The sequence below is a fragment of the Kitasatospora sp. NPDC114501 genome (genome assembly GCF_055633695.1).
This window is the reverse complement of record NZ_JBVKDS010000009.1, coordinates 304,907-318,124: the sequence shown is the minus strand read 5'-3', so window position 1 is coordinate 318,124 and position 13,218 is coordinate 304,907. Positions and strand designations below refer to the sequence as shown.

Below are 13,218 nucleotides of genomic sequence, written 5' to 3'. Positions count from 1 at the left end.
GACCATGCCCCTGGAGAACCTGGACCACCCGACGGTCGACGGCCCCGCCGCCCCCGCGGACGTCTCCGGCCTCGACCTCGACGCCATCGACCTCACCGACCCCCACACCTACCTCGACCTCGACGTCCGGGCGATGTGGGCCCGCTTCCGAGCCGAACGGCCGGTGCACCTGCACCCGGCCACCGACCAGGGCCCGCCGTTCTGGGCCGTCTCCCGCCACGCCGACGTGCTCGCCGTCTACCGGGACAACAAGCGGTTCACCTCCGAACGCGGGAACGTGCTCACCACCCTGTTGCAGGGCAAGGACTCCGCCTCCCGCAGGATGCTCGCCGTCACCGACGGGCCGCGGCACCGGGAGATCCGCAATCTGATGCTCAGGTCCTTCTCCCCGCGGGTGCTGGCCCCGGTGGTGGCCGGCGTGCACGAGCGGACCGCCGCGCTGCTGGACGAGGGCCTCGACCGCGGCTCCTTCGACTTCGTCACCGACCTCGCCGACCACATCCCGATCAACACCATCGGCGACCTGATGGACGTCCCGGTCGAGGACCGCGAGCGGCTGGTCCACTGGAACACCCAGACCCTCTCCCGCACCAGCGCCGAGCACACCGCGACCGAGGAGTGGCTGGCCCGCAACGAGATCCTGCTCTACTTCTCCGAACTCGCCGCGAAACGGCGCAGGCACCCCGGGGACGACGTGATCAGCGCCCTGGCGACCGGCACCGTCGACGGCGAGCCGCTGAGCCAGGACGAGGTCGTCTTCAACTGCTACAGCCTGATCCTCGGCGGCGACGAGTCCAGTCGGATGTCCTCCATCGGCGCGCTCATCGCCCTCTCCGGGCACCCCGAGCAGTGGCGGGCGCTGAAGGACGGCTCGGTCGGCCTGGAGACCGCCGTGGAGGAGGTCATGCGCTGGACCACCCCGGCCATGCACTTCGGCCGGCGCGCCCTGACCGACGTGGAGCTCGGCGGGCGCACGATCCGGGCCGGCGACGTCGTCACCCTGTGGAACAGCGCCGCCAACTTCGACGGGACGGTCTTCGCCGACCCGAACCGCTTCGACCTGGCCCGCACCCCGAACAAGCACGTCGCCTTCGGCTACGGCCCGCACTTCTGCCTGGGCGCCTTCCTCGGCCGGACCCACGTCGAGGCGATGCTCGCCGCCCTGCGCGACCGGGTCGGCCGGATCGAGCTGCTCGGCGAGCCGGTCCGGCTCTACTCCAACTTCGTCCACGGCTACACCGGCCTCCCGGTCCGCCTCACCGCCTGACCGCCGATTTCCCCCTCCCTCCCCCCTTCTCCGCGCCACCGACCGGGAGCCCCACATGGACATGGCCATCCGCGCCGAGGGCCTGCACAAGCGCCACCGGGACGTCGTGGCGGTCGCCGACATCCACCTCGGCGTCCGGACCGGAACGGTGCTCGGCCTGCTCGGCCCGAACGGCGCCGGCAAGACGACCACCGTGCAGATCCTCACCACCCTGGTCGCCCCGGACGGCGGCCGCGCCGAGGTGGCCGGCTACGACGTCGTCCGCCAACCGCAGGAGGTCCGGCGCCGGATCGGCCTGGCCGGCCAGTACACCGCCGTGGACGAGGTCCTCACCGGCCGCGAGAACCTCGTCCTGCTCGGCACCCTGCTCCACCTCGGCCGCCGCGAGGCCCGCCGCCGCGCCGACGAACTCCTGGAGCGCTTCCGCCTGTCGGAAGCCGCCGACCGCCCCGCCCGCGCCTACTCCGGCGGGATGCGCCGCCGCCTCGACCTCGCCAGCTGCCTGGTCACCGCACCCCCGGTGCTCTTCCTCGACGAGCCCACCACCGGCCTCGACCCGGTGAGCCGGATGGAACTCTGGGGCCGGGTCCGCGAACTCGTCGACGCCGGCACCACGGTGCTCCTCACCACCCAGTACCTGGAGGAGGCCGACTACCTGGCCGACCAGATCGTGGTCATCGACTCCGGCCGCGTCATCGCCGACGGAACTCCCGACGAACTGAAGCGCAAGGTCGGCAGCGAGTGGCTGGAGCTGACCGTCCGCTCCCCCGCCGACCTCGCCCCCGCCCTCGCCGCCCTGCGCCCCGCCCTCACCACCGAACCCACCGTCGACCCCCAGAAGGGCCGCCTCTCCATCCCCCTGGACGACGGCCTCAACGACATCGCCACCGTCGCCGCCGTCCTCCGCCGCACCGGCATCCCCGTCGCCGACTTCACCATGCGCCGCCCCACCCTCGACGACGTCTTCGCCCACCTCACCGGCCGTCCCACCCCCTGACTACTCCGGGTCGGGCCCCGCCCGGTGGATCGCGGTGATCCGCTCCGCGGCCTCGAAGCCGAGCACCGGATCGGGCCGGCCGGAGAGCAGGCCGGCGTAGAGCGGACGGTAGTGGGCGACCTTCCGTTCGGTCCTGCCGTCGTTCCCGAAGGCCGCCAGCAACTCGCCGTCCCGGGCGGCGAACCCCGTCATGGCGGTGTGGTCGATCCACACCTCCACGCCGGAACGGCCGAACGCCAGGCTGCTCCCCTTGCTGCTGGCACCGGTCAGCCAGCTGCTACGCAGCCGGGCCGTGCCCGCCTCGCCCCGGGAGCGGAAGTCCACCGCGCACCACGCGCTCGCACCGCCGTCCGTCTGCCGGAACGACCTGACTCCGACGAGGTCCACGAAGCGGGTGAGCATGCTGAGCTGGTTCACCCCGGAGTCCGTCCAGCTGGAGACGTACGAGGCGAAGGCCTGCGGGCCGCGAAGGACGTACGGGTCGTGGAAAGCGGAGGTGACGGTCGTGACCGGCCCCCAGTCCGGGTGGGCGGCGAGCAGGTCCGCCGCCCAGTCGACCTCCGGGGAGAAGGCGAAGTGGTGCGCGGTGAACACCCGGCCCCGCAGGTCGGCCTTCCCGTCCAGCGCGCGCAGCGCGGCGAGGGAGGCGCGGTCGTGGACGAGCGGCTTCTCCACCAGGATCCTGGCCGTGGAGCGCAGCAGGGCGGTGGTCAACAGCTCGGCGTGGGTCTCCGTCGGGGTGGCGAGGACCAGCAGGTCGGGCCGGTGTCCGTCGAGCGCCTCGCCCAGTCCGGCGTAGTGCGGCGGCCGCCGACCCCGGAACCCGACCGGCCCCACCGGCCGCGGGTCGACCGTGAACTCCAGTTCCACGTCCGGCCGTTCGGCGAGGACGGCGAGGTGGGTCTCGGCGATGACGCCGAGACCCACCAGCCCGACACGTACCGGCTCGACGCGCTCCCGCTGGGCCATGGTCCCTCTCCCCCTCGTCCGTACCGGCCCCGCACCCCGGGGCTCCGAGGTCCCATCCTCGCGCGGCGACCGCGTCCCGCGGGGCACGTCCGGCGCGGCGGGCGGGCGCGGGGCGTCGGGTTACAGACCCAGGTCGACGGCCAGGCAGGAGTAGAAGTTCCAGGCGCTTTCGGGGTTGTAGGCGGTGTTCGCCGCCCCGCCGGGGCCGGTCGCCGCCTGTTCGGTCATGTCCTCGAAGCGGATGCGCTCGGGGAGGGCGCCGTAGCGGGCGTGGCGGGTCTCGGCGGCGGGGTCGCCTGCGGGCTGGTTGCTCATGGCCACTCTCCTGATCGGCGATCACGGATGACGGCTTTCAGGGTGCGACTCCGGATTGTCACCTGTCAAGACGGTGATGTCGAGAGGGGAGCCACACCCCGTGGCTCACACGTGTTTGGCCGGTTCCGCACTCCCGGGCGCTTTGTTGAAGCTGCAAGGATCTGCCTCCCGGCCGGGCCCGGACCACGGGCCGCGGGCCGGTTCCGCAGCAGTTCCGCCACGCAGAAGAAGAAGGTGGGTCGCATGTTCACACCCCAGGCGAAGCTCCGCAGCACAGCCGTGACCACCGCCATGGCCGCCGCCCTGGTCGCCCTCGGCGCCGGGGCGGCGGGCGCCGCCGGCTGGCCGCCGCTGGAGCTGGGCGCGCGCCTCTACTCGGCCGCCGACGGACAGGGGGCGGTGACCGCCGTCGACCTCGCCGACCTGGGCACCTGCCACACGCTGGCGACACCCGCCCGCTCGGTGCAGATCGCCGACGGGGCGGCGTCGGTGGTGCTGTACCCCGACGCCGGGTGCGCCGACGCCCGCGCGTGGGCCACCGGCTCGCTGGCGCGGTCCAACCTGCCACTGGCGGCCCTGAGCTACCGGGTGGTTCCGGCGTAACGACAGCCGTCCGGCACCCCCGGCGGACGTCGCACGCCTCTTGAGCGTCACCACCTTGACAGGTGATGAAAAGGAGCGGCATCCTCATCACCTGTCAGGGCGGTGGCGGCATCGGTGATGCCACCCGCCCATGCCGAAATCCGGGAGGAATCTGTCGTGGTGAGCATCAAGGGTGGACGCGGGCGGCTGGCGGCGAGCGTGGTCTCGGCGCTCACGGCGGGCCTGGCGCTCGGCGCCTTCGCCCTCGCCGGCACCGCCGACGGCGCGACCGCGGCCGAGGCCTTCGCCAACGGCCGGACGAGGCCGACCATCGTCCTGGAGCACGGCGCCTTCGCCGACGGCTCCAGCTGGAACGGCGTCGTCGCCGCGCTGCGCGCCGACGGCTACCCGGTGGTCGCCGCCGCCAACCCGCTGCGCGGCCCCGCCTCCGACGCCGCCGCGCTGCGCACCGTCCTGGACCACGTCAAGGGCCCCAAGATCCTGGCCGGCCACTCCTACGGCGGCAACGTCATCAGCCAGGCCGCCACCGACGACCCCGAGGTCAAGGCCCTCGTCTACGTCGCCGCCTTCCTGCCGGCCCCCGGCGAGAGCGCCCTCGAACTGACGAACAAGTACCCGGGCTCGACCCTGCCCGACGCCCTGGACCCGGTCAGCTACCAGCAGGCCGACGGCAGCACCGCCACCGACCTGTACATCCGCCAGGACGCGTTCCGCCACCAGTTCGCCGCCGACGTCCCCGCCGGCCAGGCCGCCCAGATGGCCGCCGGGCAGCGCCCCGTCGCGCAGGCCGCCCTGACCGAGAAGGCCACCTCCGCCGCCTGGCTGACCAAGCCCAGCTGGGCCGTCGTCACCACCCGCGACCTCAACATCCCCGCGGCGGCGCAGCGCTTCATGGCCGAGCGCGCCCACGCCGAGACCACCGAGGTCGCCGCCTCCCACTCGGTCGCCGTCTCGCACCCCCGGCTCGTCGCCGACGTCATCGAGCGGGCCGCCCGCGCCACCGCCCACTGACGGACCGCCCCGCACGCCCGCCCGGTGCCGCCACACGGCGGTGCCGGGCGCAGGCGTGCGCCGGGCCGGCCGAGACGGGCCCGATCGCCTCGGACGGTTCGACGGAAGGGGACGCGGAGGCACGGTGGAACCGGCCGGCCGCGCGCACGCACAGCAGGCGCCGTCCCGGCTCGCGACGCCCCCGGTACCCACCCCGCCCCCCTGCCGCTGTCCCCGCCATCGACCCGGGTGACGCCCAACCCGGCGCCCTCACCCGGCCCGTAGTGGTGCGGTCACCTCGCCGCCCTGCGCGACGCCCTCCGCCGGATGCCCCTCGCACCCGACCGGCGGGCAGGCCCGACACCCCATCCATCGTCACCGTATTGACAGGTGACGAAGCTTCATGGAACTCTACCGTCACCTATCAGAACAGTTACTTCCCAATGAGGACACCCACCATGGCAGTCGTACGGTTCCAGCTCCTCTCCACGCTCGGCCCGGAGGACGTCCTGGCGGTGCTGACCGACTTCAGCCCCGCCCGCGCCGAGGCCTGGCCGACGATCGACGCCGAGCACTTCGAGGTCCACGCGCTCGGCGACACCTGGGCCGAGGTCACCGAGGGAACCGCCGCCGCCTGGGAGCGCGCCCACTACGAGTGGAAGCCGGGCGGCGACACCGTCACCGTCACCACCCTCGACTCCAAGCTCTTCGGCCCCGGCGGCGGCTGGGTGTTCCGGCTGACCCCCGAGGGCGACGGCACCCTGGTCGACGTCCAGCTGACCCGCCGGCCGACCACCCTCAAGGGCCGGATGCTCGCCGCGCTGCTCCCCGTCGCCGCTCCCCCGGCCCTGCGCAAGTCCTTCGCGGGGCCGCTGCGGACCGGCTGAGACCCGCCCACCCCGGAGGGGGCCGACAGCACCGGCTGTCGGCCCCCTCGCCATGCCCGGGCAACGCCCACCACACGGCCGCGTGATGGTCCGTCGACCACCCCGCCGACACCGGAAAGGCCCGGCCCGCGCCATCGGGCGCGAGCCGGGCCGGGGCGGCACCGGAGGAGATCAGTGCCGGGACGGGAGGACGCAGCGGAAGCTCGCGGCGGCGGCCGGGTCACCGTGGCCCCGGTAGCGGGACACCTCGGGGTAGCGGCAGACCTCGCGCTGGACGCCGCGCCCGGAGGCGTCGATCAGCGTGGCGGGCAGCGTCCGGGGAGCCTTGCCCTGCTCGACCCAGGCCGTCAGGGCGGCGAGGTCGTCGATCGTGCCGGCGCCCTTGTTGAGGCCGCAGTGGGCCGCACCCGGGACGAGGAAGAGGCGGTAGAAGTCGTCGACCCGCTTGGTGCCGCCCATCTTCCGCTCGACCTGGCGACGGTAGTCGACGGTGCCCTGGGTGGGGATGAACTGGTCGGCCTGGCCGTGCCAGCTCAGCAGCTTGCCGCCGGAGTCGCGGAAGGCGGACAGGTCGGGGTCGTCGGAACCGATGATCCGGTCGTACTCGGCCTGGGACTGCTCGAAAAGACGGGTGAACCCGTCGTAGGTGATCGTCGAGACGTCGAACGACGGCTGCTTCTTCAGCCAGGTCGTCACCCAGAGCCGGGGGACCGGGAACGGCGCGCCCTTCACCTGGCCGTTGGCGTCCCGGTCGGTGCCGGCCAGTCCCGCCAGGTCGGCACCGAGCGGGACGCCGGACCACAGCTTCCGGCCCGACGCGGTGCGCGGACCGTCCCAGATCTTGCGCACCACGGCGGCGTCGGCGGCCGTGACGGTCAGCTCCTTCCCGTCGCAGACCACCGTGGTGCCGATCAGCCGGCGCGGGTCGAAGTCGCACCGCGACGCGTCGTTGACCAGGTTGTCCCTGGCGCCGTCGAGCGGGTCGCAGGCCGCGACGGCGGCGTCGGTGAAGGCCTTGAACTCGCAGGCGGACGGATAGGTCCTCTCGTTGTTCATGACGACCTGCGGCCACAGGGTGGCGACCTCGAACTCGTCCCAGTTGACGGCGGGCGCGTCGGCCAGGATGCCGTCGAAGTCGTCGGGGTGGCGCTGGGCCTCAAGGTAGCCCTGGCGCCCGCCGGTGGAGCACCCGTTGAAGTACGAGTAGGAGGCCGGCCGGCCGTAGTGCGCGGCGACCACCTGCTTGCCGACCACTGCCGCCTCGTGCTGGGAGCGGGAGGCGAGGTTCTCCAGCAGCGCGGCGTTGACCTCGCCCTTCGCGTTCAGCGCCCAGGTGACGTCGACGGCGTCGGCGAGCCCGCCGTCGGTGGTGGTCGCGGCGTACCCGTTCCTTACCGCGGTGCCCGTCCCGACCCCGTTGTCCCCGGCCGCGAAGGCGCTTCCGCCGAGCGCCTGGAAGCGGCCGTTCCAGCCGCTGACGGGGAGCCAGGTCCGCACCTTCGCGTGGTCGTCGTCACCGGGGTGGGTGAGGGTGACCACCACCTCGCAGAAGGCGGGGACACCGGTGACGGTGCCGCCCACCACCCCGGTCCCGTCGATCGTGCCGCCCTCCCGGCGGTCCGCCGTCACGGACTCCACCACCGTGCCGGCGGGGGCCCGCACGGCCGGCGCGGAGCAGCCGGACGCCGCGGGAACGGAGCCGTACGGGGTCTCCGCCGTCGCCGCCGGCAGGTTCACGGCGGCCAGCGCGGCGCCGGTCGCGAGCACGATCAGGAATCTCTTCATGGGTGTCCCGTCCAGGAAAACGTGGGTGTGCGCCCGGCCGCGCGGACACGTGTGTCCGACGGCCGGGCGGGATGGTCGAAAAGGTGTGGCGAAAGCGGCCGGACCCGGCCGCGCGGGCTCAGGCGTCCGTCCGGTCCCCGGGCAGCCACCGCGGGTGGTGCCGCGCCGCCCAGGAGCGGCTGACGTACCCGGTGCGCATGCCGCGCCGCGCCTCCGGGTCCTGGAGCGCCTTGCGCAGGTGGCCGAGGACCACGAAGGCGATCGCCCAGGCCAGGACGTCGTGCACGAAGATCGCGCTGGTGCGGGAGACGAACGGCAGCAGGTGGGTGAACCACATCAGCAGGCCGGTGGACGCCATCACCAGGACCGCACCGGCGATCCAGCCCGCGTAGAGCTTCTGTCCGGCGTTGAACTTCCCGGCGGGCCGAGCCTCGGGCCCGGCCCGGCGGTGGCGGACGGCCCGCAGCCACTCCCGGTCGTACGGCGCGAAGCGGTTGAGCCGGCGCAGGTCCGCGCGGAACTCGGCGGAGAGCAGCCCGAGCAGGAGCGGCAGCGGCAGCAGCACGCCCGACCACTCGTGGACGGTGGCCACCAGGTGGCGCCGCCCGACGAGTTGGGCCAGCGGCCCCAGGTAGAGGCAGGCGGCCGAGGCCAGGCAGAGCAGCATCAGGACACCGGTGGCCCGGTGGACCAGGCGCTCCGCGGTGCTGAACCGCCGGACCCGGCCCGGGTGTTCAGGCCGCTTCGCCGCGCCGGTCGGCGCCGTCGAGCCAACCGTCGATGTCATAGCCGCGCTCCTCCCAGTAGCCGGGTACGACCCGGTCGGTGACCTCGATGCCGGACAGCCACTTGGCCGACTTGTAGAAGTACATGGGTGCCACGTAGAGGCGGACCGGTCCGCCGTGCGCGTGGGTGATGGGCTGGTCCTGCATGTTCAGTGCCACCAGGACGTCCGAGCGGCGGGCCTGTTCCAGGGTGAGGCTCTCGGTGTACTCGCCGTCGAAGCAGGTGAACCGGACGGCCGCGCCCGGGGAGCGCACTCCGGCGGCGTCGAGGAGGTCCGCCAGCCGCACCCCCTCGAAGGGCGTCCGGTCCACCCGCCAGCCGTCCGTGCACAGCACGTCGTGGACGACCCGGGTCTGCGGCAGGGCACGCAACTCCGCCAGGCTGTACGTCCTCTGACGCTCCACCAGTCCGCCGACGCGCAGCTCGTAGGTCGTCTCGTCCTTGTGCGGCACCGAGCCGACGACGCTGTAGTACCGGAAGCCGCCGGGGTTGGGCAGCAGGCCGGTCAGTCCGGTCGCGTCCCGCTCGGAGGCGGCGGCCAGGAACCCCTCCCAGCCGCTCTGGAGGTACGGCGCCGCGGCGATCCCCGCGACGCCCGCGCCGAGCATGCCGAGTACCGCGCGCCGCCCCACGGGTGCGCCCTCGGCCCTCCGCTTCGGTTTTCCCGCCATGGTCAGTGTGCTCCTTCGGGGTGGCGACGGTCCCGGCGGGCGGCCGGCCCTCCGGCCGGCCCGGTCGCGGGCGGGTCCGCATGTGTGACCACGGTCGAGCACCCCCGTCCGCGTCACCTGTTCAACTGGTGACGATGCTGGCACGGCCGCGCTCGGCCTGTCAACGGGAGCGCCGGCGGGCCGCAGGGCGCGGGCCCGAAGGAACGGTCCGGACGAAAGGGGCTGCGACGGAGGGCAGTTGCCGGACGGCGCCTGCGGCGGCGCACCCCCGTCCGACCTCCCGGCCACCCGAGGCCCCTGCTACAGTGGCAGTGACCTGTAGTCGTGTGATCGAGGAGTGGCAGACGTGGCGGGTGACGACGACATCTCCGGGTGAGATCCGGATCTGACGGCCACCGGCCGGTGCTTCAGGAGCGCCGCCGAGGTGGTCCGTTTCGTCGACCCCTTTTCCCATACGTCTGCCCAGGGCAGAGGTCCGTCTCCCTGCCCTCATTCCCTTCGAGGTCATCCCCATGCCCGACGCCGCCGTCGTCTGCTCGAACGTCTCCTTCGCCTGGCCCGACGACACCCCGGTCTTCCACGACCTGTCCTTCACCGTGCCCGCCGGCCGGACCGGCCTGGTCGCCCCCAACGGCGCCGGCAAGAGCACCCTGCTCAAGCTGATCGCCGGCGAACTCCGGCCCACCACCGGCTCGGTGACGGTCACCGGACGGCTCGGCCACCTCCGCCAGAGCCTGCCGCTGACCTCCGACCTCACCGTCGCCGAGGTGCTCGACGTCGCCGGGATCATCCGGGCCATCGACGCCGTGGAGTCCGGCGACGTCGACGAACGGCACTTCACCACCATCGGCGACGACTGGGACATCGAGGAGCGCACCCGCGCCCAGCTCGACCGCCTCGGCCTGACCGACCTCACCCTGGACCGCGGCCTGAGCACGCTCAGCGGCGGCCAGATCGTCTCCCTCGGCCTCGCCGCCCAACTGCTCAAGCGCCCCGACGTCCTGCTGCTCGACGAGCCCACCAACAACCTCGACGCGCAGGCCCGGCACAAGCTCTACGACGTGCTCGCGGACTTCAACGGCTGCCTGCTGCTGGTCAGCCACGACCGCGCGCTGCTCGACCGGATGCAGCACATCGCCGAGCTCGGCAACGGTGAACTGCGTTTCTACGGAGGCAACTTCACCGCCTACGAGGAGGCCGTCCGGGCCGAGCAGGAGGTCGCCGAGAAGAACGTCCGCAACGCCGAGCAGGAGCTGAAGCGCGAGAAGCGCGAGATGCAGCAGGCCCGCGAACGCGCCGAGCGCCGCCAGAGCAACGCCGCCCGCAACCTCAAGAGCGCCGGCCTGCCCCGGATCTTCGCCGGGAACATGAAGCGCGGCGCCCAGGAGTCCGCGGGCCGGGCCGGCCAGATGCACGCGGCCCGGGTCACCGAGGCCAAGGCCCGGCTGGACGAGGCCGGACGCGCCCTGCGCGAGGAGCAGCGCCTCTCCCTGGAGCTGCCCGACACCCAGGTCCCCGCCGGACGCAACCTCTTCCTCGGTGAGGGCCTTCAGGTCCGCCACGCCGGTCGGCCGGTGTTCGCCGACGGCGGCGTCGACCTGAGCGTGCGCGGCCCCGAGCGCATCGCGCTGACCGGGCCCAACGGCGCGGGCAAGAGCACCCTGCTGCGCCTGGTCACCGGCGAACTCACCCCGGACGAAGGGGAGATCAAGCGCAACGACGGGCGGATCGCCTACCTCTCGCAGCGCCTGGACCTGCTGGACCTCGACCGCACCGTGGCGGAGAACTTCGCCGCCTTCGCCCCCGAGCGCCCCGAGACCGAGCGGATGAACCTGCTCGCCCGCTTCCTCTTCCGCGGCGCCCGGGCCCACCTGCCGGTCGGGGTGCTCTCCGGCGGCGAGCGGCTGCGCGCCACCCTGGCCTGCGTGCTGTGCGCGGAGCCGGCCCCGCACCTGCTGCTGCTGGACGAGCCGACCAACAACCTCGACCTGGTCAGCGCCGGCCAGCTGGAGAGCGCCCTGAACTCCTACCAGGGCGCCTTCCTGGTGGTCAGTCACGACGAGCGCTTCCTCGCGGAGATCGGGGTGAACCGCTGGCTCCGGCTGGCCGACGGCACGCTGAAGGAGACCGGGGCGCCCGGGGTGTGACCCGCCGACGTGTGACCCGGGCCGCGAGCGCGGCCCGGGTCCCGGCAGGCCCACCACCCCTCACGTCGGAAGGTTCCCCGTGCTCCAACACGCCCTGCTCGCCCACGACCTCGTCCGCGACCTCGGCGGCCGACGCGTCCTCGACGGCGTCGGCCTGACCGCCGCCCCCGGCCAACGGATCGGCCTGATCGGGGAGAACGGCGCCGGCAAGTCCACCCTGCTGCGGGTGCTCGCCGGCGTGGACGAACCCGACGCGGGAAGCGTCTCGCGCCCCGCGGACCTCGGCTTCCTGCACCAGGAGCTGCCGTTCGAGGCCGGTGCCACCGTCGCCTCCGTCCTGGACGACGCGCTGCGCGAGGCCCGCGAGGACCTCGCGGAACTGGACCGGCTCGGCGCGGAGATCGCCCGGGTCCCGGAGTCCGCCCCCGGTCACCCGGAACTCCTGGACGCCTACGGCCGGCGGCTGGAACAGGCCCGGGACCGGGAGTCCTGGGACGCCGACCGCCGAGCCGCCCTGGTCCTCGACGGGCTGGGCCTCGGCGCGCTCGGCCACGACCGCACGCTCGGCTCGCTGTCCGGCGGGCAGCGCGGTCGGCTGGCCCTCGCCGCGCTGCTCGTCCGACGGCCGTCCGCGCTGCTGCTGGATGAGCCGACCAACCACCTCGACGACGGCGCCGCCGCCTTCCTGGAGGAGCAGCTCCGCGCGCTGCCCGGCACCGTGGTCGTCGCCGCCCACGACCGGGCGTTCCTCGACGCCGTCTGCACCCACGTGATCGACCTCGACCCGGCGGTGGACGGCCCGGTCCGCTACGGCGGCAACTACAGCGCCTACCTGGGCGAGCGGCGCGCCGAACGGGAGCGCTGGGAGCGGCGGTACGCCGAGGAGCAGCAGGAGTCGGCGCGACTGCGGCACTCGGCCGGGGTGACCGCGCACCTGGTCGCGCCGGACCGGGGGCCGCGCGACAACGAGAAGATGGGCTACGGCCACCGGGCGGGCCGGGTGCAGAACCAGGTCTCCCGCCGGGTGCGCAACGCCACCCGGCGGCTGGAGGAGCTGGAGCGCGCGCGGGTCCCCGAGCCGCCGCGCCCGCTGCGGTTCGCCGTCGACACGCTGGCGGCGGACACCGACGGGCTGCCGGTGGACACGGACGCACTGCCGGTGGACGCCGGGGCCTCGGCCGTGGACACCGGGGAGGATCCGCGCCCCCTGGTGTCGCTCCGGAACGTCCGGGTGCCCGGCCGGCTCGCGCTGGACGCCCTGGAGCTGGCGGCCACCGACCGGCTGCTGGTCACGGGCGGCAACGGGACGGGCAAGTCGACCCTGCTCGCCGTACTCGCCGGGCACCTCCCCGCCGAGGGCACGGTGCACCGGCGCCCCGGACTGACGGTCGGGCTGCTCACCCAGGACACCGTGTTCGACCGGCCCGACCGCACCGTCCGCGACACCTACCGGCTGGCGCTGGGCGCGGCGCGCGCCGAGCGGGTGCCGCTCGGGTCACTCGGCCTGCTGCACCCGGCGGACCTGGACAAGCCCGTCGGCCGGCTGTCCGTCGGGCAGCGCCGACGGCTCGCGCTGGCGCTCCTGGTGGCCGACCCGCCCCGGCTGCTGCTGCTCGACGAACCCACCAACCACCTCTCCCCACGTCTCTGCGACGAACTGGAGGAAGCCCTCGGCACCGGTCCCGGCGCGATCGTCCTCGCCAGCCACGACCGCTGGCTGCGCCGCCGCTGGCAGGGCCGCGAGCTGCGGCTGGAGCCGGCCGGGGCCACGCCGTATTGCTCCCCCGCATAGTCACCTGTC

At 73.8% G+C, this 13,218-nt stretch carries 12 protein-coding genes; 7 read left to right on the top strand and 5 right to left on the bottom strand.

Going from position 1 to position 13,218, the window contains the following annotated elements; translation table 11 throughout:
- Window positions 1–4: 4 nt before the first annotated feature.
- Both ACZ7RU_RS19345 and ACZ7RU_RS19340 read left to right on the top strand, forming a co-directional pair.
- Window positions 5–1,267 carry a cytochrome P450 gene (locus ACZ7RU_RS19345; RefSeq protein WP_470342125.1) on the top strand — a complete coding sequence of 421 codons (1,263 nt, stop codon included), beginning with the start codon at window positions 5–7 and terminating at the stop codon, window positions 1,265–1,267.
- Between the two features lie 55 nt (window positions 1,268–1,322).
- The gene (locus ACZ7RU_RS19340) at window positions 1,323–2,264 is read left to right on the top strand and encodes an ATP-binding cassette domain-containing protein (RefSeq protein WP_470342124.1); all 942 of its coding nucleotides are present in this window, start codon (window positions 1,323–1,325) and stop codon (window positions 2,262–2,264) included.
- Here the strand turns inward: ACZ7RU_RS19340 and ACZ7RU_RS19335 are convergent, their stop codons facing one another.
- Together ACZ7RU_RS19335 and ACZ7RU_RS19330 are read right to left on the bottom strand one after the other, a co-directional pair.
- Window positions 2,265–3,233, bottom strand: a complete 969-nt coding sequence (locus ACZ7RU_RS19335) for a Gfo/Idh/MocA family protein (RefSeq protein ID WP_470342123.1) — start codon at window positions 3,231–3,233, stop codon at window positions 2,265–2,267.
- A 120-nt stretch (window positions 3,234–3,353) separates the two neighbouring features.
- A complete protein-coding gene (locus ACZ7RU_RS19330) occupies window positions 3,354–3,548 on the bottom strand; it encodes a hypothetical protein (RefSeq protein WP_470342122.1) in 195 nt (64 codons plus the stop codon).
- A 243-nt stretch (window positions 3,549–3,791) separates the two neighbouring features.
- On the opposite strand from ACZ7RU_RS19330, the gene ACZ7RU_RS19325 reads away from it, so the two are divergent.
- From ACZ7RU_RS19325 to ACZ7RU_RS19315, 3 genes are all read left to right on the top strand, one after another.
- Window positions 3,792–4,151, top strand: a complete 360-nt coding sequence (locus tag ACZ7RU_RS19325; RefSeq protein WP_470342121.1) for a hypothetical protein — start codon at window positions 3,792–3,794, stop codon at window positions 4,149–4,151.
- Window positions 4,152–4,307: 156 nt separating this feature from the next.
- Window positions 4,308–5,162: an alpha/beta fold hydrolase gene (locus ACZ7RU_RS19320; protein WP_470342120.1), complete on the top strand. Its 855-nt coding sequence runs from the start codon at window positions 4,308–4,310 to the stop codon at window positions 5,160–5,162.
- 437 nt (window positions 5,163–5,599) lie between these two features.
- Window positions 5,600–6,028 (top strand): SRPBCC family protein, encoded by a 429-nt coding sequence (locus tag ACZ7RU_RS19315; RefSeq protein WP_470342119.1) that lies wholly within the window; start codon window positions 5,600–5,602, stop codon window positions 6,026–6,028.
- Window positions 6,029–6,199: 171 nt separating this feature from the next.
- Here ACZ7RU_RS19315 and ACZ7RU_RS19310 read toward each other — a convergent pair whose 3' ends face one another.
- The 3 genes from ACZ7RU_RS19310 to ACZ7RU_RS19300 all read right to left on the bottom strand — a co-directional run bounded on the left by ACZ7RU_RS19310 (window position 6,200) and on the right by ACZ7RU_RS19300 (window position 9,270).
- On the bottom strand, window positions 6,200–7,813 hold the full coding sequence (locus ACZ7RU_RS19310; RefSeq protein ID WP_470342118.1) for a tannase/feruloyl esterase family alpha/beta hydrolase: 1,614 nt from the start codon (window positions 7,811–7,813) through the stop codon (window positions 6,200–6,202).
- Between the two features lie 118 nt (window positions 7,814–7,931).
- Window positions 7,932–8,600, bottom strand: a complete 669-nt coding sequence (locus ACZ7RU_RS19305; RefSeq protein WP_470342117.1) for a cytochrome b/b6 domain-containing protein — start codon at window positions 8,598–8,600, stop codon at window positions 7,932–7,934.
- Window positions 8,548–9,270, bottom strand: a complete 723-nt coding sequence (locus tag ACZ7RU_RS19300; protein ID WP_470342116.1) for a molybdopterin-dependent oxidoreductase — start codon at window positions 9,268–9,270, stop codon at window positions 8,548–8,550. The genes ACZ7RU_RS19305 and ACZ7RU_RS19300 overlap by 53 nt, the downstream gene beginning before the upstream one ends.
- A 512-nt stretch (window positions 9,271–9,782) precedes the next feature.
- Here ACZ7RU_RS19300 and abc-f point away from each other — a divergent pair.
- Entirely contained in the window at window positions 9,783–11,417 is a 1,635-nt protein-coding gene (gene abc-f / locus ACZ7RU_RS19295; RefSeq protein ID WP_470342115.1) for a ribosomal protection-like ABC-F family protein, read from the top strand.
- Between the two features lie 79 nt (window positions 11,418–11,496).
- Window positions 11,497–13,209: an ABC-F family ATP-binding cassette domain-containing protein gene (locus ACZ7RU_RS19290; protein WP_470342114.1), complete on the top strand. Its 1,713-nt coding sequence runs from the start codon at window positions 11,497–11,499 to the stop codon at window positions 13,207–13,209.
- Window positions 13,210–13,218 lie beyond the last annotated feature (9 nt).